This window comes from Actinomycetospora sp. NBRC 106378 (assembly GCF_030269685.1).
GTDB lineage: Bacteria > Actinomycetota > Actinomycetes > Mycobacteriales > Pseudonocardiaceae > Actinomycetospora.
Window position 1 is genome coordinate 36,277 of record NZ_BSTT01000004.1, and the last position, 19,146, is coordinate 55,422.

Annotated in this window: 14 protein-coding genes; 11 read left to right on the forward strand and 3 right to left on the reverse strand. The window is 72.1% G+C overall.

Features of this window, described 5'->3' with window-relative positions:
• Positions 1–159: 159 nt before the first annotated feature.
• A complete protein-coding gene (gene nhaA, locus QSK00_RS11660) occupies positions 160–1,431 on the forward strand; it encodes a Na+/H+ antiporter NhaA (protein WP_285590744.1) in 1,272 nt (423 codons plus the stop codon).
• A gap of 247 nt (positions 1,432–1,678) precedes the next feature.
• Complete coding sequence (locus tag QSK00_RS11665; RefSeq protein WP_285590747.1) at positions 1,679–2,107, forward strand: Asp23/Gls24 family envelope stress response protein; 429 nt, start codon at positions 1,679–1,681, stop codon at positions 2,105–2,107.
• Positions 2,108–2,111: 4 nt separating this feature from the next.
• On the opposite strand, the gene QSK00_RS11670 is transcribed toward QSK00_RS11665, so the two are convergent.
• The gene (locus QSK00_RS11670) at positions 2,112–2,276 is read right to left on the reverse strand and encodes a hypothetical protein (protein WP_285590749.1); all 165 of its coding nucleotides are present in this window, start codon (positions 2,274–2,276) and stop codon (positions 2,112–2,114) included.
• A gap of 105 nt (positions 2,277–2,381) precedes the next feature.
• Here QSK00_RS11670 and QSK00_RS11675 point away from each other — a divergent pair, with 105 nt between their 5' ends.
• Together QSK00_RS11675 and QSK00_RS11680 are read left to right on the forward strand one after the other, a co-directional pair.
• Positions 2,382–3,689 carry a lipopolysaccharide biosynthesis protein gene (locus QSK00_RS11675; protein WP_285590751.1) on the forward strand — a complete coding sequence of 436 codons (1,308 nt, stop codon included), beginning with the start codon at positions 2,382–2,384 and terminating at the stop codon, positions 3,687–3,689.
• Positions 3,689–4,399: a class I SAM-dependent methyltransferase gene (locus tag QSK00_RS11680; protein ID WP_285590753.1), complete on the forward strand. Its 711-nt coding sequence runs from the start codon at positions 3,689–3,691 to the stop codon at positions 4,397–4,399. The genes QSK00_RS11675 and QSK00_RS11680 overlap by 1 nt, the downstream gene beginning before the upstream one ends.
• 3 nt (positions 4,400–4,402) lie before the next feature.
• Here the strand turns inward: QSK00_RS11680 and QSK00_RS11685 are convergent, their stop codons facing one another.
• Positions 4,403–7,834: an arabinosyltransferase domain-containing protein gene (locus QSK00_RS11685; RefSeq protein WP_285590755.1), complete on the reverse strand. Its 3,432-nt coding sequence runs from the start codon at positions 7,832–7,834 to the stop codon at positions 4,403–4,405.
• A 279-nt stretch (positions 7,835–8,113) separates the two neighbouring features.
• On the opposite strand from QSK00_RS11685, the gene QSK00_RS11690 reads away from it, so the two are divergent.
• The 3 genes from QSK00_RS11690 (at position 8,114) to QSK00_RS11700 (ending at position 11,814) form a co-directional block, all read left to right on the forward strand.
• Positions 8,114–9,739 carry a hypothetical protein gene (locus QSK00_RS11690; protein ID WP_285590757.1) on the forward strand — a complete coding sequence of 542 codons (1,626 nt, stop codon included), beginning with the start codon at positions 8,114–8,116 and terminating at the stop codon, positions 9,737–9,739.
• Between the two features lie 228 nt (positions 9,740–9,967).
• Positions 9,968–11,062 carry a glycosyltransferase family 4 protein gene (locus QSK00_RS11695; protein ID WP_285590759.1) on the forward strand — a complete coding sequence of 365 codons (1,095 nt, stop codon included), beginning with the start codon at positions 9,968–9,970 and terminating at the stop codon, positions 11,060–11,062.
• A gap of 26 nt (positions 11,063–11,088) precedes the next feature.
• Positions 11,089–11,814: a class I SAM-dependent methyltransferase gene (locus QSK00_RS11700; protein WP_285590761.1), complete on the forward strand. Its 726-nt coding sequence runs from the start codon at positions 11,089–11,091 to the stop codon at positions 11,812–11,814.
• Here the strand turns inward: QSK00_RS11700 and QSK00_RS11705 are convergent.
• The gene (locus tag QSK00_RS11705) at positions 11,798–13,099 is read right to left on the reverse strand and encodes a lipopolysaccharide biosynthesis protein (protein WP_285590763.1); all 1,302 of its coding nucleotides are present in this window, start codon (positions 13,097–13,099) and stop codon (positions 11,798–11,800) included. The genes QSK00_RS11700 and QSK00_RS11705 overlap by 17 nt on opposite strands.
• Positions 13,100–13,219: 120 nt before the next feature.
• Here QSK00_RS11705 and QSK00_RS11710 point away from each other — a divergent pair, with 120 nt between their 5' ends.
• The 4 genes from QSK00_RS11710 (at position 13,220) to QSK00_RS11725 (ending at position 19,079) form a co-directional block, all read left to right on the forward strand.
• Positions 13,220–14,152 (forward strand): glycosyltransferase family 2 protein, encoded by a 933-nt coding sequence (locus QSK00_RS11710; RefSeq protein WP_285590766.1) that lies wholly within the window; start codon positions 13,220–13,222, stop codon positions 14,150–14,152.
• On the forward strand, positions 14,149–15,345 hold the full coding sequence (locus QSK00_RS11715) for a glycosyltransferase family 2 protein (RefSeq protein ID WP_285590768.1): 1,197 nt from the start codon (positions 14,149–14,151) through the stop codon (positions 15,343–15,345). Before QSK00_RS11710 ends, QSK00_RS11715 begins: the two co-directional genes overlap by 4 nt.
• Positions 15,346–15,352: 7 nt before the next feature.
• Positions 15,353–17,377: a DUF6541 family protein gene (locus tag QSK00_RS11720; RefSeq protein WP_285590770.1), complete on the forward strand. Its 2,025-nt coding sequence runs from the start codon at positions 15,353–15,355 to the stop codon at positions 17,375–17,377.
• 88 nt (positions 17,378–17,465) lie between these two features.
• Positions 17,466–19,079: a hypothetical protein gene (locus QSK00_RS11725; RefSeq protein WP_285590772.1), complete on the forward strand. Its 1,614-nt coding sequence runs from the start codon at positions 17,466–17,468 to the stop codon at positions 19,077–19,079.
• Positions 19,080–19,146 lie beyond the last annotated feature (67 nt).

A 19,146-nucleotide genomic window follows, 5' to 3' on the forward strand; every position in this document is an offset into this window, starting at 1 on the left:
GGCCCCCGCGAGGGTCACGTGGGGCAGGTCCCGACGTCCTGGAACCTGCGTGGCGTGCACCTCGCGGGCGGGAGCGGCGCCCCGCCCGCCGGTAGGCTGGGCCGTGGTGTGCCGGGAAGTCTGGTCGGCGGTCGCCGCCGCCTGCCCGGGAGAAATCGCATGACCGAGCCCGCCCCCAGCACCACCCGTCGTCGGGAACGCCTCCGCCGTACCCGGACCGGACGGCTGTTCGTGCCGCCGTCGCCCGGCGAGTCCTCGCGGATCGGCGAGATCCTGCGCAAGGAGACCGTCGGCGGGGCCCTGCTGATCGGGGCCGCGGCGCTGGCGCTGGTCTGGGCGAACACGCCGTGGCGCGAGACCTACACCGCGCTGGCGAACCTGACGGTCGGACCGGCGGCCCTGCACCTGGACCTCTCCCTCGCGACGTGGGCCGCGGACGGGCTGCTCGCGATCTTCTTCTTCGTCGCGGGGCTCGAGCTCAAGCGGGAGTTCGTCGCGGGAGACCTCCGGGAGCCGGCGCGCGCCGTGCTGCCCGTGGCGGCGGCGGTCGGCGGCATGGCGGTCCCGGCCGTGATCTTCACGGCCGTCAACCTCTCGAACCCGGCCGGTCTGAGCGGGTGGGCCGTGCCGACCGCCACGGACATCGCCTTCGCCCTCGCGATCCTCGCCGTGATCGGCCGCGGGCTGCCGACGGCCCTGCGGACGTTCCTGCTGACGCTCGCCGTCGTCGACGACCTGCTGGCCATCACGATCATCGCGATCTTCTACACCGCCGACCTCGCGGTCGGCCCCCTGCTGCTGGCGCTCGTGCCGCTCGCCCTGTTCACCGTGCTGGTGCAACGGCGGGTGCGCTCGTGGTGGCTGCTGCTGCCCCTCGCGGCCGTGACCTGGGTCCTGGTCCACGAGTCGGGCGTCCACGCCACCGTCGCGGGGGTGCTGCTCGGGTTCGCCGTCCCGGTCATGCGGAAGTCGCCGGGGGAGGGCCCCGGACTCTCGGAGCACTTCGAGCACCGGTGGCGCCCGATCTCGGCCGGGGTCGCGGTCCCGGTGTTCGCCTTCTTCGCCGCGGGCGTCACCGTCGTCGGTCAGTCCGACCTGGCCGCGACGTTCGTCAACCCGATCACGATCGGCGTGGTCGCGGGCCTCGTCGCCGGGAAGGCGATCGGCGTGACCGGCGCGGCGTGGCTCGTGCAGCGGTTCACCCGGGCGCAGCTCGACGAGTCGCTGCGGTGGGTCGACGTGTTCGGGCTGGCGCTGCTCGCGGGCATCGGCTTCACCGTCTCGCTGCTCATCGGTGAGCTCGCCTTCGGGGGCGGGACCGAGGCCGACGACCACGTCAAGGTCGGCATCGTGGTCGCCTCGCTGCTCGCCGCGCTGCTGGCGACGGTGGTGCTGCGTGCGAGCGCGCGGCGGCGGGTCGCGGACGACTGAGGCTACGGCGTCGACGTCCGCCCGCGGAGCGTGAAGGAGCCGTCAACGGCAGCGGCCGGGGCGTGGTCGACGCGGGACGGTCGGGGCGTGACCGATCTGCCCGGGCTCCTGCTCGTCGCGACCTACGTCGTCCTCGCGCTGCTCGCGGCGCGCGCCGTCCTCCGTCGGCGGTCCTGAGGCCGATCACGGCCACGATCGTGCTGCGTCGCTCCGCACGTCGGGGGGCGCGAGCGGGTACACCCGGCGCATGACCGCAGCGACGCCGCCCCTGCCCCCCACCGACCCGATCGCCGTCACCGGGACCACCGAGGTCCTCCCCGCCGTCGTCCAGAAGGTCGTCGCGTTCGCGACCCGCGAGATCCCGGGCGTCGCCGGACTGGGCAACTCGACCGCCCGCGCCGTCGGGGCCGTCCGCCAGACGATCACCGGCTCCACCGAGAACGTGGCCGGCGTGCGGGTGGAGCTCGAGGGCGACACGGCCGTCGTCGGGCTCGACGTCGCCATCGAGTACGGCGCGGGTGCGCGCGAGCTGACGCGCGCACTGCGCCGTCACGTGCCCGAGGCGGTCGACCAGATCGCGGGGGTGCGCGTCACCGAGCTCAACATCGTCGTCACCGACGTCGTGTTCCCGGGGGCCGAGGAGGACCCGACCGCGCCGCCGCCCGCGGCCATCTGACGGCTCAGCCGGGCGCGATCCCGCGGAGGAACTGGATCAGCGACGAGCCGGCCGAGGCCAGGCTGTCGAGGATCCCGTTCACGGTCCCGGCGGCCGTGCTCGGGGAGCTGATGATCCAGAAGACGACGAGGATCGCGACGAGGATGCCGACGACCTTCTGCACGTTCACAGCGTCACCGTACCCATACACACGGTTGGGGACACAGGGATCCGACACGTCCGTCACGCGGATGGTCGAGAACGCGCCGAAGGTCGGGCGAGGCCCGGGGGGCAGGTGGACCACCAGTATCGTCCTCACATCAGCACCACGACCGATCCACCTCGCGCCGAGCCCCGGGAGGGGCCCGGTGCGCGGCGGCTCGTCGGGTCGGCGGGACTGGGGGTCGTCCTCTCCGGGCTCCTCGTCAACGTCTACCTCGCGGTCGTCGCCCGCGGGCTGACGCCCGCCGAGTACGCCACCTTCGGCGCGTTCTGGGCCCTGGCCCTCGTCCTCGGCTTCGGTCCGTTCCTCCCGCTCGAGCAGGAGCTCGCACGCCGCCTGGCCATGCGGGAGTCCCGACGGCAGGTCCTCGTCGCGGGGGCGGGCACCGCCGCGATCCTCGGGGGGCTCGCGCTCGCCGTGCTCGGGGCCGCATCCCCGCTGGTCTGGACCTCGCTGGACGCGCACGCCAACGCCTTCGCGGCGCTGGTGGCGCTCTGCGTCGTCTCGGCGGGCCAGTTCCTGCTGCGCGGGATCCTCATCGGGACCGACCGGCTGGTGCGCCACGGCGCGGTGATGGTCCTCGACGCGCTGCTGCGCCTGGTGTTCGCCGTGGTGCTCGTGGTGCTCGGCACCGACCGGGCCGCGCTCTACTGCTGGGCCCTCGTCGTCGCCATCGCGCTGGCCCACCTGCCGCTGGTGCCCGCGGTCTGGCGGCGCGCCGAGCGCGAGTACCCCGACGCCGGTCGCACCGACCACGGCACGCGCGCGCTCACGACCTCGGCGATGCCGCTGCTCGTCGGCTCGGTGTGCGCGCAGCTCCTGCTGAACGGCCTGCCGGTCGTGGTCGTCGCGCTCGCCGAGGGCCCGGCCCAGGCCGCGGCGGGCGTGTTCGTCGCCGCGTTCACGATCGCGAAGGCCCCCCTGTCGATGGTGGTGCCGCTGCAGTCGGCCGTCGTCCCCACCCTGACCCGCCTGCTCGCCTCCGGTCGCCGCCGGGACGTCGTCCGGCTGCTGAGCCGGGGCGCGGCGGCCCTCGTGGGGCTCGCCGTCGTCGGGGTCCCGCTGGCCTGGTGGATCGGGCCGCCCCTGGTCCGCCTGATCTTCGGGGCCGCGTACCGGATCGACGGCGTCGAGCTCGCCATCATCGTGGCGGGCGTGCTCGCCCACGTGGGCCTCGTCGTGGTCACCCAGGTGCACGTCGCCCGCGCCCGGCACGTGGACGTGGCGCTGAGCTGGCTCGCGGGGCTCGCCGTGGCCGGTCTGACGTTCTGGCTGGTGCCGGGGGTCGTCGTGGCCGGTGAGGTGGCGTTCGGGGTCGGGTCCCTGGTCGGTGCCCTGGTGAGCACCCTCCTCCTCGCACGCGGAACCGGGAGACGTTGATGACCTTCGAGCCCCACCAGGGCGAGGCCGAGCACTACGACGCGGCCTACTACGACGCCAACGGGCAGGCCGGCGACCGGCCCGCGCTCGGCTACTACACCCGGCTCGTCAGCCGCTACTGCGACGACGGGCCCTACCTGGACTTCGGCTGCGGCACCGGGCACCTGGTGCGTCGGCTGTCCGCCCTCGGCCCCGCCGCCGGCTTCGAGCTCTCCGACTGGTCGGCCGCGGCGGCGCGGCGCAACGCGCCCGGGGCCACCATCACCACCGCGGTCGAGGACCTTCCCGACGACGGCTTCGGCGCCCTGACCGCGATCCACGTCCTCGAGCACCTCACCGACGAGGTCGTCGACGACGTCCTCGCCACCTGGCGACGCATCCTGCACCCGGGCGGCCAGGCGCTCGTCGTCATGCCGGACCCCGCGGGCCGCGGCCGCGCCCTCGCCGGGCCCGACTGGATGGGCTACGCCGACCCGACGCACATCAACCTCAAGCCGCACGCCGAGTGGCGGTCGGTGCTGGTCGACCACGGGTTCGCCGTGGAGCACGAGGGCACCGACGGGCTGTGGAACGTGCCGTACTCGCGGCTGCCGAAGCTCCTGGACGCGGCGCGCTACGCGGTGCCGGCGTTCGCCCAGTTCCTCTCGGGCCGGATGGTGCTGCGCCCGGGCGCGGGCGAGTCGTCGATGTTCGTGCTCCGCGCCCGCTGACCCCTACTGCGACAGCCCCGACACGACGCGGGACCCGCGCTCCACGGTGTAGCGCTCGCTCGGATAGGGCTGCTCGAAGAGCATGAGCAGCACGTCGTCGTCGACGTCGGGGTAGTCGCGGAACCGGGTGCGCAGCTCGGTGATCCCGGCCTCGCGGTAGGCGTTGCCGACGATGCCGCCGCTGTCGGGCTTCGCGACGAAGTCGGCGAGCGCCGAGCCCCGCGTCTCGCCGTAGCCGAGGAAGCCGTCCATCGTCCCGGTGATCCCGTTCTGCTGGATCGGCTGGGTGATGCACGGGAAGAGGAAGGCGTTCTCCCAGGCCACGGTGTAGACCCCGCCGCGCGGGAGGGCCGTCGTCATGGGGGCCCAGCGCTGGAACAGCGGCGCCGAGAACGCCAGCCAGCCGCCGACGTCGGTGGCGCCGTCGGTCGCGGTGAGCCGCACGAGGGTCGCGTCCGCGGGCGGGGTCTGCGACTTGGTGACGTCGACCGCGCGCCACGCGGTGTCGTCGCTGGTCTCCTGCACGGTCCGCACGCCGAGCGACTCCACACCGCCGGGCCCGGGGCGGCCGAACTCGGCGGCGAGCGTGTTGCCCTGCCCGATGCGGCCCGAGACCTCGGAGGTGATGGCCACGGCGCTGGTGGGCCCGGGCGGCAGCCGGTACCAGCCGGTGGTGAAGGTCCCCGTCCGCGCGTCCGGCGATCGGCCCTCGGAGGGCGCCCGGAAGCTCCCCCAGACCGGCAGGCCGGGGGCGAGGTCGCGGGGCGGCGGGCTGGTCGGCAGGAAGGCGTCGCGGGGGAACGCGGAGGTGTCGTCCTCGTCGGCCGGGCGCGGCGGACCGGTGGGGACGAGGGGTGCGAGCGGGAAGCGCTGCGGGGTGAGCACGTCGATGGCCTGCTCGGCCCCGCACCGGGTGGCCGACGGGTCCCGCCAGGAGTCGCCGGCCGGGGAATAGGTGGTCGCCGTCCGGTCCGCCGCGAGCGCGAAGTCGGCGATCGTGCGCGTGGTGGTCACGGCCATGGCCACCACGCAGAGCAGCGGGATCGCGACGAGCAGGGACCAGGGCCGCCATCCCTTCCCGCGGAACGAGGTCACGAGGGCGACGAGCAGCGTCAGGACCACCAGCAGCACCGCCCAGTACTGCGGCTGGTCGAAGTAGAAGCCCTTCACCGAGGGGTAGTCGAGCCAGGAGGGCTGGCCGAGCCCCCACATGAAGCCCCACCGGTTGCGGCCGTGCCCGGAGAGCGCGATGACCGCGATGGCGGCGACGGCGGCGGCGAGGATCGCGGGCACCGGGACGCGTCCGCGCCCGGCGCGTACCGAGTCGCGCACCAGCCCGGGCGCGGCGACGAGCAGCAGGGCGAGGAAGGGGGCGCCGACGCCCACGATCGCGCCGAAGTGGTGCGAGGGCTTCGACGGGGTGGGCAGCAGGAGGACGAACGCGAGGATGGTCGACCAGCCCGCGAGCATGAGCCGGCCGGGTACCGGGAGCTCCCGCACCCGGGCCACGACCGCCGTCATGAGGAACCAGATGAGCGCGAGCAGGCAGAGCAGCACCGTGATGCGCTTGGTGTAGGTGCCGAAGCGCGAGGTCTCGTCGAGCAGCGAGGCGTACCGCTGGAACTCGAGGTACCAGGTCTGCGCGCGCTGGATCGGCGCGAAGATCGCCTGGGAGCGCGCGAAGTCGCCGAAGGTGCCGTCGGCGAAGCCGAACACCGCGCCGAGCGCGCCGGGGGCGATGACCACCAGGAACCGCGGCGGGATCTCCCACCAGTGCGCCGAGCGCTCCCGGATCAGCCGCCAGACCGTGGGGGTCGCGGCGAGCAGCGGGGCGAGGCAGATGAAGCCGGTCGGTGCGGTCATGAGCCCGATCGAGCCCAGGCCCACCGCGCCCGCCAGGAGGTCGAGCCGCCGCCGTTCGACGCCCTCGGCGACGAGGGCCAGGGCCCCGGCGGCGAACACCGCGGTGTACGGCTCGGGTCGCGTGCCGACGTCGTAGGCGAGCCACCAGGTCAGGAAGGCGACGCACAGCGCCACCCGCGAGGCCGTCGCGAGCCAGCGGTGGTCCTTCCACGGGTGGGTCAGTCCCCGGCAGCGGGCGACGAACACCCGGATCGCGATCCAGGTGAGCAGGCCCAGCACCACGGACGGGACGCGCAGGGCGACCGGGGAGAAGCCGGCGTGCTGCTGCCACCAGGAGAGCAGGTAGTACGGCCAGGAGAAGGGGGTGAAGCCCTGGTTGTAGAGCTGGTAGTAGTTCGCGACGTACCCGTTGTGCGGCACGTTCGCCGCCATCGCCGAGTAGTAGCCGTCGTCGTCGGTCAGGGGCGCGAGGTAGAGCCACGACCAGAGCGCGACGACCACCACCGCGTCGACCAGCCGCGGACGCCAGGTGGAGAGCCGGGCGAGCAGGACCCGGTCGATCCGCGCCCACCACGGTGCGGGCCGGAGGTCCGCCGGCACCTGCTCCCGGCGCCTGCGGCGCGCGAGCAGGATCGAGGCGGTCGTGGCCAGGCCGCCGAGCACGACGGCGAGCACGGCCGCGGTGATCAGCCCGTGCTTGAGGGGGGTCGGTGTGCTCGCGTACCGGTCGTCGGCCGTGATGCTGACCGACAGATCGGCCGGCGCGGCCCCGGGCAGCGCGGTGAGCGAGGTGCTCAGCACGTCCACGTCGGGCAGCGCGCTGATCGGCTTCGGGTCGGGCAGGGAGTTCGGCGGGATGTTCTTGGCCTCGTCGGGGTCGGCCTCGCCGAAGCGGGGGACGAGCCGGCCGAGGTCGCGCCCGTCGCGGTCGACCTGCACCGCCGCGGCGTCCCCCTGCACCCGGTACGAGCAGTCGCCCGGCGGCAACGGCTCCGCCACGATGTCCTGGCCCCCGCTGCGCACGGTCACCGTGTTCGCCCGGACCCGGATCGCGAGGGCCTTGTCGTCGAACCCGCCGGCGTTCGGCGCCATGGTCGTCAGGACGTAGCCGTCCGGCGTGGCGCCGGCCTCGCGGGCCGTCCGGCAGCTGAAGCGCACCGTGAACGACTCGGGCTGGTACGCGGTCAGCATGAGCATCGTCGACTCGGGCCGGTCCACGTCCAGGGGCCACCGGATCTCCGGGGAGTTCTGGACGACGGGCGCGAACGGCAGCAGCAGCGCGCACACCACTGCCACCACGGCCGAGGCCACCGCCACGACGCGCGCGACGAGGAGACCGTCGAGCCCCCACTCCGCCGGCCCCCAGCGGTCCGGACGCTCGTCGTCGGGGGTGAAGGCGTCGGGCTCCGGCGGGAGGCGCTCGGTCTGCGCGTCGAGCCCGTCGTGCCCGGTCCGGTCGCCGCGGGGGACGAGCCGCACCGTCGAGAGCCTGCGTCGCAGCAGGCGCAGCGGGGTGGTGGTCGTGCTCCCCGACCGCGGCTCCTCGACACCCCGATCGGTGTCCTCGCCCACTGCACCTGCTCCGTCCGCCGCCGACCGGTCGCGGAAACGCTAACAACCGGCACGCCGCGCCCACCGTGAAGCCGTACCCGTGTCGCCCTCGATACCGTTCCGGGAGCCGCCCACCGCCAGGAGGCCCGTCTGACCGCCACGACCGTTCCCTCGCCGCCGCGCGACGCCGACACGCCTGCCCCGGGTCGCACTCGCCGGACGGCGATCCTCGCGGAGTCCTCCGTCGTCGCGGTCTATCTCCTGGCGAGCGTGCTCCTCCACCACCGTGTCCTCGCCGACATGGCAGGCCGCGCGACCGGGTGGGTCTCGTCCGACTCGTCGCTGTTCACGTGGTGGCTGGGCTGGACCTGGCATGCCCTGACGCACGGACTCGACCCGCTGACCTCGACCTGGCAGAACGCGCCGGTCGGCGTGAACGGCATGTGGAACACCGGCGTCCCGGTCCTCGGGGCGCTCCTCGGACCGGTCACGGCGGCCTTCGGGCCGGTGGTCGCGGACAACGTGGCGATGATCCTCGGGCCGGCGGTGTCCGCCTATCTCGCCCATCGGTGTCTGGCGGTGGTCGTCGGGCCGCGCTGGATCCGCGCACTCGCCGGACTCGCCTACGGGTTCTCGCCGTTCGTGATCGCGCACGCGTGGGTCGGCCACGTGAACCTGGTGTGGTCGGTGTTCCCGCCGGTCGTGCTCTGGGCGTCGGTGCGGGTGCTGGCGACGCCGCGCCGCCCGTGGCTCGCCGGGGCGCTGCTCGGTCTCGCGTTCTCGCTGCAGATGGGGCTGTACACGCAGACGGTGGCGCTGGGTGCCCTCGCGCTGGTCGTGGTCGCGGTGGTGCTCGTGCTGTCGGCGCCCCGCGCGGCGCTCCGCCGGGTACCGGCCGTCGCCCGGGCGCTCACCGCCATGGCCGGGGTCGTCGCCGTGCTGTGCGCCTATCCGCTCTGGGTCCTCCTCACCGGGCCCTCCCGCCCTCGCGCCTCGATCCGCGAATCGACGGAGATGGGCGCGGACGCCGCCAATTACCTCATCCCCTCGCCGCTCACCGCGATCCGCCCGGGCACCGACGCGCTCGCGGCGCAGTTCCGTTCCTATCCCGGCGAACAGGGCTCCTACCTGGGCGCGGCCGTGCTGCTGGTCGTCCTCGCCGCGGTCGTGCTCGTGCGGTCGCGGGCGGTGCTGGTGACCTTCGCCGTGACGGTCGTGCTCGCCGTGCTGTCGCTCGGGACCACGCTCGCGGTCCTCGACCGGGACACCGGCGTGTGGCTGCCGTGGCAGCTGCTGGTCGACGTGCCGTTGGTCGGGCAGGCCGAGGCGGGGCGGCTCGCGCCGTTCGTGGCGCTCGGCGTCGTCACGATCTGGGCGCTGGCCCTGCAGCACCTCACGCGCCGCCTTCCCGACGGCGGGTGGCGCCGGTTCGCGCGGTTCGCCGCGGCCGGGCTGGTGCTCGCCGCCGCCGTCACCTGGGTGCCGGGCGGCGACCACCAGGGCACGACCGACGCGTCCGTGCCGCCCTTCTTCCGCGCGGGCACCCCCGGCATCGCGCCCGGCGCGATCGTCGAGCTCGTCCCGCGGCCCTCCCAGGACTGGGTGCGCGACGGCGGGATCCCGGTGCGCTGGCAGGCGGTGGCGGGCTTCTCCTACCGGCAGACCGGCGGCTACTTCATCGGAGGGAGCGACCGCGTCCCCGTGCTGCACGACGGCGAGATCGGCGCCTTCCAGCAGGGCGTCCTCGACGGCGGCCGGGGCGACGTCGCGGCCGCCCGGGCCGACCTCGCGGCGAAGCAGGTGAGCGCGATCGTCGTCGTGCTCGACCAGGTGCCCGACCCCGACCGCGCCCTGGCGTGGGCGCGCGCCGTCGCCGGGAACCCGGGGCGGCTCGTGGACGGGAGCTGGGTGCTGCCGCTGCGGTGAGAGACAGGATCGCGCCCGGTGCGCGCGACACCTCCGCCCGCTGATCCGTTGTCCGGATCATGTTCATCTGTCCGGCGGATGGCTGCGGGGCGTGACACTGACGATCTCTCATGACCGATACCGTGGTCGTGGCACGGACGACTTCGGCCGACCACGGTGGTCGTCCGCCCATCAATGCAGGGAGGCGCGGTCATCGCCCGCACCGGTACACCCGTCGTGAACGACGTCGTGATCGTGCTGACGTACTACTCGCCCTACGTCTCAGGTCTGACGAACGTGGCGAGGGACGTCGCCGAAGGGCTGGCTGCACGCGGCTGGCGGGTGTGTGTGGTCGCGAGCAAGCACGAGCCCACGCTCCCGACCCACGAGTACGTCAACGGCGTCCGGGTGGTGCGGGCGCCGGTCCTGGCGAAGGTCGGCAAGGGCACGATCGGCGTCAACCTCACGCGCCTGGCGCTCCGTGAGATGCGGCGCTCACGGGTGGCGAACCTGCACCTGCCGCTCATCGAGGCGAGCCTGCTGACCCGGCTGGCGCCCATCCCCGTCGTCTCCACCTACCACTGCGACGTCAGCCTGCCGCCCGGAATGGTCAACATTGCCCAGCGGGAAGCCGTCGACCGTTCGAGCCGGGGCGGACTGCGGCGCTCCGTCGCCACCGTCGTGACGAGCGAGGACTACGCCCGGGAGAGCCGTCTGTGGCCGGAGATCGCCCCGCACATGGTGGCCATCCCCCCGCCCTGCATCCCGGTACGGCCCGCCGCGCCGACCTTCCGGTGGGGTGACGGCTTCCACGTGGGCTTCCTCGGCCGTCTCGTGGAGGAGAAGGGTGTCGAGCACCTCGTCGACGCCTTCCTGGCGCTCGACGACCCCGATGCTCGGCTGCTCATCGGCGGGGACCACAGCCGTGTCGCCGGTGGGAGCGTCGTCGACAGGATCCGGGCCCACGCCGGGGGCGATCCACGGATCAAGCTCCTCGGCTTCGTGCCCGACGATCGTCTGGGCGAGTTCTACTCGTCGATCGACGTCTTCGCCCTGCCGTCGGTCAACGCCTTCGAGGCCTTCGGCATCGTGCAGGTCGTCGGCATGCTGGCCGGCGTCCCTGCCGTCGCCAGCGACCTGCCCGGGGTACGGCTGCCGGTCGAGCGCACCGGGTTCGGCCGGATCGTCGCCCCGGGCGACGTCCCGGCCCTGACGACGGCTCTGAGCGGGTTGCGCGACGACCCTCCGGACCCCGATCTCGGCCGCGCCGCGGCCGGCGAGGCCTTCAGCGTCGAGTCCGTGCTCGACGCCTACGAGGCGGTCTTCACCAAGGCCGCCGGCTGATCCCCCGAGCACTGGAGAATCTCCGCGTGACCACCGACCGCGACATCGACGACGTCTCCCGCACCTGGACCAAGCTGGGTGGCGAGGACCCGATGTGGGCGGTGCTCACCGACAAGGGCAAGTCGGGCAACCGGTGGAACCCCGAGGAGTTCCTCGCCACCGGAGTCGCCGAGATCGATACCGTGATCGAGCGCGTGAACGAGTTGGGTCTGCAACCGGCACGAGGACGTGCGCTCGACTTCGGGTGCGGAGCCGGGCGGCTCTCGCACGGCCTCGCCCAGGTCGGCTTCGACCAGGTCCTCGGTTGCGACATCTCGCCCACGATGCTGGCGAAGGCCCAGGAGATCGTCCCCGACGAGGCGTGCCAGTTCGTCCAGGTGACCGGCACCGACCTGTCGGCGGTCGAGACGGACTCCGTCGACCTCGTCTACTCCTGCCGCGTGCTCCAGCACATGCCGCCGGCACTCGCGCACGGCTACGTCCGCGAGTTCTGGCGCGTCGCGAAGCCGGGCGGGGTCGTGGTGTTCCAGATGCCGACCCGGCCCTCGGCCTCCCTGGCCGGCCGGGTGCTGTCGGCCCTGCCCGTCCCGGTCGCCCGGGCGCTGCGGCGCGGGATGGAGATGCACGGGACGCCCGAGCCCGAGGTTGAGCGGCTGGTCTCGTCGCTCGGCGCGAAGGTCGTAGCGGCCGACGAGGACACCAGCGCCGGCCCCCGGTGGGAGTCTCGGCTCTACGTCACGACGACGGCCTGACGGTCTCGACCGGTCCGGGGAGCACGGGGGCCCGGACGTCCCGGAGGCCCCGCCGGAAGCTGGCCGTCATGAGGACGAGGACACAGACCGGACCGACGAGCTGTGCGGACAGCGCCCCCACGAGCGGAGGGAGCGGGCTCAGGAGCAGCGCGAGGAACACTACGGTGCCGACCGCCCACGCGGCCGCCGCAGAGCGGTGACGACGGAGACCCAGCAGAACCGGCTGCAGCACCTGCGCCACCATCATCATGAGCACGCTGAGCGCGAGCAGCCCGAAGGTCCGGTGATCGAGGTCGACGCGGCTGCTGAGGAACGTCCGGGTGATCCACGGGCCGAAGATCGTTAGCACGAGGCCTCCGGTGATCCCGACGGCGAGCACCGCAGCGACGAGGAGCCGGACCTGGAAGCGGACCCGGTCCGCATCACCCCGCTCCAGAGCGCCCGTCACCGCGGGCAGCAGGAACGCCTGGACCGGCGCGAAGAGGAAGATCGGGGCGCGGGTGAGGACGAACGCCGACACGAAGGCGGCCGCGGTGTCGGCAGCGGTCGCCGGCAGCCTGCCGGTGAGGACGACGGGCGCCAGGTTCGCCACGAGGTAGGTCATGCCGAGTGTCCCAACCAGCGACACGATTCTCCCCGCCATCGGCAACACCGGAGCGGGTGGACCGCCGGCGCTGCCGCGCAGGCCGGGCAACGTCAGCAACGCCGCCACTCCGAACGCGGCCACGAGCCCGTATCCGTAGACGCCCGTCCCCACGGCGCCGAGGAGGACGAGCATCCCCGCGAGGAGGAGCCGCGAGCCCCCTTCGACGAGCATCGTCGACGCATACCAGCCGTACCGCCGTCGCCCCGCGAACGTGCCGCGGATCGTGTACAGCACCGCTGAGCCGACGACGCCCACCATGGCCGCGACGAGGAGCTCGGATGATCCTGCGAACACGTCGGTGACCAGCCGCGGGCCCGCCGCTGCGAGACCGACGAGGACGACGAGGACGAGTGCGGCGCACACTCCTGCCGCGGCGCGGAGAACCGGGCGAGATCCGAGACCTGACGCCGAGCGGGCACTGACCTCGCGGTTCACCTCCTGCTCCACAGCATGGAAGACGCCCACGCCGAGGATGTTCGTCAGGAGGAAGAGGGAGCCCACGCCGGCGTACTGAGCCGGGTCGAGGTGGTGGGCCGCGACGCCGAGCAAGGCGTAGGAGGAGAGCCCGACGGCGACCAGTCCGACGCCGACCGGGAGCACGTCCGGCAGCCGGGCACGAAGCGCGGCGAGGCGGGACACGGCCCGAAGCGTACGAGCAGGGACTCGCTCGACACCCTTCGGCCGGTTCCACCGATTGTGACCGCGTGTCGGGATGTGCCCCCTCCCGATGCGGGCCGAGCGCCTGGCTAACCTGTCCCGATGCTGGTGGACGTCATGGTTCCCGCATACGGGGACGGGGCGCTCCTGCGAGAGACCGTGCGGAGCGTGATCGCGCAGAGCGACGGTCATTGGCGTCTGACGGTGATCGACGATCGTGCGGACCCCTGCGGGACCGCCGAGCTGGGGAACTGGTTGGCCTCGTTGCAGGACGACCGGGTGCGCCTCCTGACCAACCCGGTGCGGCTGGGGATCAACCGGAACTTCCAGCGCTGCCTCGACGAGTCCTCGGCCGAGTTCGTCCAGCTCCTGGGCGCCGACGACCGGCTGCTCCCCGACTCCGTCGAGCGGGTACGGCGAGCCGCGACGCGTCATCCCGACGTGGCCTTCATCCACACCGGCGCCAGCATCATCGACGCCGACGGTCGAGCCGTGAAACCCCTGGTCGACCGCATCAAGCGTGCCGTGTCCATCCGGACTGCGGTGGACAGTGTCCACGGCGGCGAGGAGTTGGCGGCCTCGCTCCTCCGAGGGAACTGGATGTACTTCCCGAGCGTCGTCTTCCGCCGGGACGCGGTCGTCCCGCTGGGGTTCCGCCCGGGCTACGACATCGTGCTCGACCTCGATCTCTATCTCCGTCTGCTGGTCGAGGACCGCTCGTGCCTCCTGTTCGCCTCTCCCGGGCTCGAGTACCGGCGACACGCGGCCAGCGTGTCCTCCGAAGGGGCCGGCGACGGCTCGCGCTTCGCGGAGGAGGTGGCCTACTTCGCCGAGGCCGAGTCGATGATGCGGTCGCACGGTTGGCCGAGCGCGGCTCGCGCAGCTCGGCTCCACCTCACGTCACGGCTGCACGCGATCGTACGTGCGGTTGCACTCGCACGCGCTCGTCGATGGGGCGCGGCCCGTTCGTTCGCCGCACACGCGGTCACGTCAGCCGTGTCGCGCCGCGACACGCCCAGGGAGGTCCAGGCATGACCGCTAGCGCAGAGCCGCGCACCGGCACGCACCCGACGCTCGATCGCGGCACCGAACTGACGGTCGTCCTCCCCTGTCTGAACGAGGCCGAGACCTTGGCCGTCTGCGTCACGAAGGCCCAGAGGTCGATGGCGGCACTCGGCGTCCGCGGCGAGGTCGTCGTCGCCGACAACGGGTCCTCCGACGGTTCGCAGGAGATCGCCCGGAACCTGGGAGCCCGGGTCGTCGACGTCCCGCGGCGGGGCTACGGCGCTGCTCTCGCGGCGGGCATCGAAGCGGCGCGCGGCGAGTACGTGGTCATGGCGGACGCCGACGACAGCTACGCACTGGACGACCTCGGTGGTTTCCTGGAGCGTCTCCGCGCCGGCGACGACCTGGTGATGGGGAACCGCTTCCGCGGCGGCATCGCCACCGGAGCGATGCCGTTCCTGCACCGTTACCTCGGCAATCCCGTGCTCTCGCGGCTCGGGAGAACGATGTTCCGCATCCCGGTCGGGGATTTCCACTGCGGCATGCGCGGCTTCCGACGGGACTCGATCATGGATCTCGAGCTCCGGACCACGGGCATGGAGTTCGCGAGCGAGATGGTCGTGCGAGCCTCGCTGAGCCGCCTGAAAATCTCCGAGGTCCCGACGACGCTCCGTCCCGACGGGCGCAGTCGGGCGCCGCACCTCAACACCTGGCGCGACGGATGGCGGCATCTCCGGTTCCTCCTGGCCCTCAGCCCGCGGTGGCTGTTCTTCTACCCGGCTCTAGTTCTCCAGGTGGTCGGGCTCGTCGGCCTCGTCTGGCTCGCCTTCGGTCCGCAACGCGTGGGCGGAGTCGGGTTCGACCTCCACAGCATGCTGGCCTTCGCAACCATGTTCATCGCGGGGATGCAGGGCATGGGCATCGCGGTCGTGACGCGCTCCTACGCGGCACACCTCGGCCTGCTCCGGCACTCGGACCGGTTGGAGCGCCTCCTGACCCGGTTCTCGTTGGAGCGCGGCCTCGTCGCCGGAGCGCTGATGCTGCTCCTCGGGGTGGCGTGCTTCGTCGTGGCCCTCACCGACTGGGGCGCCAACGGGTTCGGCGCTCTGGATGTCGTCCAGACGATGCGTGTCCCGATCCTCGGTACCGTCCTCATCATCAGTGCCTTCCAGCTCATCTCCGTCAGCTTCACGCTGAGCCTCAGCCGTATCGGCGAGAACTGAGAGTCGCGTGGGGGGATTCCTCGGAGGGCTGGCGGTAGCGGCTCTCGTCGCCGCGCTGCCGGGCTGCGCCCTTCTGCTGGCACTGGGCGTGCGCCGCCCGCTGCTCTTCCTCGGGCTCGCCGTGCCGGCCAGCGTGGCGGTCGCTTCGTGGACCGGGAACATCGCGTCTCTGGTCGGGCTGCCCTTCGGCTGGGTCTCGCTCGGTGGCGTCACTCTCGGCCTGCTCGCGATCGCGGCCGTCCTCGAGGTACGACGTCAGACTCTGCGAGGGATGCGTCTACGCGTCCCCGTTCGCCGACGGTCCGGGCATCTGCTCGTCGCCGCGGTGTCGGCACTTCTCGCCGCGACGACCGTGCTCCGCACCACCCGGACCTGGTGGAGCGGCCTCGGCGGCAGCCTGAACACCGTGCCGCAGGAGCACGACATGGTGATGCACGTCCTCATCACCGCCTTCGTCGCTCGCAGCGGTCATGGAGCGACCTGGGAACTCGCGCCCGTCGATCTGCTCAACGGCGGGCCTTCGGGTTTCTATCCGGCGGGCTTCCACGTGCTCGCCGCGGTCACCGCGCAGGTCCTCGGCGGCGACGTCGTGGCCGGTGTCAATGCCATGACGGTCGTGATGGTGGCTCTCGCTGGTGCCGCTGGCATTGCTGCGCTCGCTGCGGCGGCGGCTCGCCGCGCCGGACTGGGCCGGTCGAGCGCGATCCTCGCTGCCGCCGTCGCGATCACGGTCGCCGCAGGCCTCTACCGACCCGTCTACCAACTGGTGCACGACGGTGGCGTGCTCGCGAACGTCGTCGCCTTCTGCCTCCTGCCCGGGGTGCTCGCCGGGCTCCTCGCTCTCCGCCGGGTGGACTGGCCGGCGGTGCTCGCCGTCGGGGCCGCGGCCGCGGGTCTGGTGACGGTCCATCCCAGCGCGATCGCGTCCCTCGGGGTCACGATCCTGGGCTGGTGGTTGGGTGAGGCGTTCGTCCTTCGGGAGCGGTCGGGGTTCCTGCGGCGAGTCAGCGCGGTCGCGATCGCGGCGGTGGTGGCCGTCGTCCTGAGTGTCCCCACACTGCTCGGGGCGCTCGCGGTGTCCGCGCGGACGGCGGGCTTCCCGGTCGACACTCCGAACATCGGCGGACCGCGCGCCCTCGGTCTGGTGTTCGGCTTCCCCTACAGCGGCTTCATCGACCCCACCGAGTCGATGTGGCAGGTGGGTCCCCTGGTCCTCCTCGCCGTAGGAGTGGCGACCCTGCTCGTCGCCCGACGGGGCGGGGGACCTCTCGGAGCGTTCCTGATCTGGAGCGCGTTCTCCTTCGGCCGTCTGGTCGACCCGACCTCGCCGGCCGTGGGGGTGGTGGCAGGGTTCTTCTACAACGCCTGGAACCGCGTGACGTCACACCTCTCGGTCCTCGCTCCGGTGATCATCGCTCTGGGTGTCGTCGTGATCGCCAACTCCGTGGCGTCGTGGCTCCGTCGTCGGACGGCGGTCCCGACGCTCGCCGCCGCGACCGCGATCGTGATACTGGTCTCGATCGTGTACATCGCCGTCCCGGCTCGTCATTACGCGGCGACCAGTACCGAAGCGGTCTCGACTAGGTACGCCCGGCCGGATTTCGATCGCGTCGGACCGGACGACGATCGCGCCATCGATTTCCTCGCCTCGGTGGTGCAGCCCGGCCAGCGGGTCATGAACTCGGCAAACGACGGATCCACGTATCTCTATGTGTACCGCGGAATCCCGGTCGTCAACATCGGCACCCTGGGCCTCGACAACCAACCCTATACTTATGAGCTGCTCGCCGACTTCGATCTGCTATATCAGAGACCGGACATCGGCCGGTTGGTGCGCCAACTCGGCATCAAATGGGTCTACGTCGATGACAACGCGCCCACCATCGGGTCCAGCTACTCGCCGGGCAACTGGCTAAAGGAGTCGAGCTTCACGACCGCACCAGGTCTACGCCACCTGGACACGACGCCCGGCCTGACGAGAGTCTTTCGAAGTGGCTCGGTGAGTGTCTACGCCGTGAATCCACCAGCCTAGGTCGTGCACCTCGAACCGCTCACGTCACCGATCACCGGCGTGCAGCGTCGTGTCCGACGTGATCGCGATCCGAGGACAGTGGAGTACCGTGGCTGCTGAACTGACGTCGGCGGAGTCCGAGTCCGAGTCCTGGGAGCATCTGAGCCCCTCGCCGAACGGGCGGCCTTTCACGAGGTGGGCCGCGGCGCTCGCGGTCGGCGGGCCCCTCGTCATTTTCGCGCTACACGCGTCGTTGTACGGCTGGTGGGTTGTCGATGATGCTGCGATCACGTGGGCCTATGCCCGCTCGATCGCGGAGGGTGCAGGGCCCGTTCTTCAGCCAGGGGTGCCGGCAGCCGAGGGCTGGTCAAATACCTCCTGGCTGCTCATATTCATCTTGGCGGCACGCGTGGGTGCGCCATTCGTCGTTCTCACGAAGGTGCTGGCACTCCTGTGTGCGGCGGGCACGTTCGCAGCGTTGTGGTCGGCCGCTCGCTTTGTGTTGTCTGCACGTCGGGCGGCCGTCGCCGCGTGCGTAGCAGGGGTGACGGCTGCTCTCGTGCCGTCCTGGGTCGCGTGGTCGGTGTCCGGGCTCGAAGCGCCTCTCTATGCCCTGATCGTTGCCTCTCTGGCCGCGCTCTGTGTCAGAGCACGAACTGGCTCACTCCAGGTTGCCACCGCCGCCGGGGTGCTTGCGTCGATCGCCAGCCTCACGCGCCCCGACGGAATCGTTTATGCAGCCGCGTATCCTCTCGCGGTCGTCGTTGCTCTCCGACGAGACAGCGTCCGCTCGGTCGCTGTCTCACTCGTTGCGTGGGCCCTCCCCGTTGGCGCCTATCTCACGTGGCGATGGGTTCGGTTCGGGACGCTCTTGCCGAACACTGCCATCGCCAAGGCTCAAGGTGCGCCCACGTGGGGCCCGCTATCGGAGTTCGGCCTGTACGGCCTGATCCTGGTGCCGGTCGCGGCCGTCACGATCTTCTCGTGGGTGCGGAGCCCTCGATATCGAAGTGAACTGGCGGCCCTCGCTGTCGTGGCGGTGCTCGCCCTGTCGGCCTACGCCGTACTTGAGCCGGACTGGATGGGGCAGTTCCGCTTCGCAGCGCCTTTGTGGCCGGTAGCGGCGCTTCTCGGTGCGGTAGCGGCGGCCACGACCTCTCGCACCGTCTGTATCGCCTTGATCGTGGCGGTGGCTGTCCTCGGGGTGCCATCCTGGGTGTCGTCCGCTATGACCTTCCGTGACTCGCCCACCGTGCCGGCATGTCTGGTCGCACAGATCAACGGCGCGGAGATGAATGCCTACGCCGCAGTAGGCGGAATTCCCACATCAGGCACGTTGCTGGTGCCCGATGTAGGAGGAGCGGCACTGGTGGGTCGATTGAGAGTCGTGGACCTTGCTGGGCTGGCCGAGCCGACCATCGCCCGTTTCATGGCCTCGGGCAACATGGCCGGGCTGCGGGCGTTCGTGTTCGAACGAGTACGGCCTACCTTCGTGTCCGTTCACGGCGCCTGGGGTCAACAGACCGGTGTCGCGAACGATCCGCGGTTGCGGCGGGATTACGAGCTCGTGGCGCAGCGTCCGGACGGTCAGGTGTGGGTGCGTCGGGACGTCGTGACCTCCGGGACCCTCGAGGCGATGCGTACCGTGCGTCGTGACCAGGCCGCGCTCGAGGCGCAGGTCCGATCCGCGCCACGTGCTCGCTGTTCCCTGGAGCCGGCGTGAGTGGACGTGCCCGTCCGAAGCAGGGAGTCAACAGGGGATGGCCGGCCCGCCCGGGAGCCGCGGTGAT

Coding starts and splice junctions, on each gene's coding strand:
- nhaA (WP_285590744.1), top strand. CDS start 160: ATGACCGAGCCCGCCCCCAGCACCACCCGTCGTCGGGAACGCCTCCGC.
- QSK00_RS11665 (WP_285590747.1), top strand. CDS start 1,679: ATGACCGCAGCGACGCCGCCCCTGCCCCCCACCGACCCGATCGCCGTC.
- QSK00_RS11680 (WP_285590753.1), top strand. CDS start 3,689: ATGACCTTCGAGCCCCACCAGGGCGAGGCCGAGCACTACGACGCGGCC.
- QSK00_RS11690 (WP_285590757.1), top strand. CDS start 8,114: ATGGCAGGCCGCGCGACCGGGTGGGTCTCGTCCGACTCGTCGCTGTTC.
- QSK00_RS11710 (WP_285590766.1), top strand. CDS start 13,220: ATGCTGGTGGACGTCATGGTTCCCGCATACGGGGACGGGGCGCTCCTG.
- QSK00_RS11715 (WP_285590768.1), top strand. CDS start 14,149: ATGACCGCTAGCGCAGAGCCGCGCACCGGCACGCACCCGACGCTCGAT.